Below are 1162 nucleotides of genomic sequence, written 5' to 3' on the forward strand. Positions count from 1 at the left end.
CCACGAGCCGATCGTGGTCGGGCGGGCAGCCCTCAGTGACCGCACCGCCCGTGGTTCGCATCGAGGAAGCCACGAGGGAGTCACGAGGGAGCCAGGTGCGGCCGACCGGTGGTCATCGCCGGCTCCTCCGTCTTCCTGGCTCCCCCGCGACCCGGCGGCGCGGCGTTCAGTACTGCTCGGTCTCGACGAAACCCGTGCTCGCGTTGTCGTCCGCGTCGAAGGCGGCGGCGGTGGGGTCGAATCCGGGCGGGCTGTCCTTGAGCGCCAGGCCCAGACCGGCCAGCTTCGCCTTGACCTCGTCGATGGACTTCGCACCGAAGTTGCGGATGTCCAGCAGGTCGGCCTCGGAGCGGGCGACGAGCTCACCCACGGAGTGGATGCCCTCGCGCTTGAGGCAGTTGTACGACCGAACGGTGAGCTCCAGCTCCTCGATCGGCAGCGCCATGTCGGCGGCCAGGGCGGCGTCCGTCGGGGACGGGCCCATGTCGATGCCCTCGGCGTCGATGTTCAGCTCGCGGGCGAGACCGAACAGCTCGACCAGGGTCTTGCCCGCGGAGGCCACGGCGTCACGCGGACGCATCGCCTGCTTGGTCTCGACGTCGACGATCAGCTTGTCGAAGTCGGTGCGCTGCTCGACACGGGTCGCCTCGACCTTGTACGTGACCTTCAGCACCGGCGAGTAGATCGAGTCGACCGGGATCCGGCCGATCTCCTGGCCCACCTGCTTGTTCTGCACGGCGGAGACGTAGCCGCGACCGCGCTCGACGGTCAGCTCCATCTCCAGCTTGCCCTTGCCGTTGAGCACGGCGAGGACGAGGTCGGGGTTGTGCACCTCGACACCGGCCGGCGGCGCGATGTCGGCGGCGGTGACCAGACCCGGGCCCTGCTTGCGCAGGTACATCACGACCGGCTCGTCGTGCTCGGAGGAGACGACCAGCTGCTTGATGTTGAGGATCAGGTCGGTGACGTCCTCCTTGACGCCCGGCACGGTGGTGAACTCGTGCAGGACGCCGTCGATGCGGATGGACGTGACCGCCGCACCCGGGATCGAGGACAGGAGGGTGCGGCGCAGGGAGTTGCCGAGGGTGTAGCCGAAGCCCGGCTCCAGCGGCTCGATCACGAACCGGGAACGGAACTCGTCGACGACCTCTTCGGTCAGTGA

1 protein-coding gene is annotated in these 1162 nt (G+C 68.7%); it reads right to left on the reverse strand.

Features of this window, described 5'->3' with window-relative positions; translation table 11 throughout:
- Positions 1 to 166 precede the first annotated feature (166 nt).
- Positions 167 to 1162, reverse strand: a 996-nt coding sequence (locus RH94_RS02775) for a DNA-directed RNA polymerase subunit alpha (RefSeq protein ID WP_199880852.1), incomplete at its 5' end; no start/stop codon positions are given.

Origin of the sequence: Streptomyces kebangsaanensis, assembly GCF_001906585.1 — a bacterium.
GTDB lineage: Bacteria > Actinomycetota > Actinomycetes > Streptomycetales > Streptomycetaceae > Streptomyces > Streptomyces kebangsaanensis.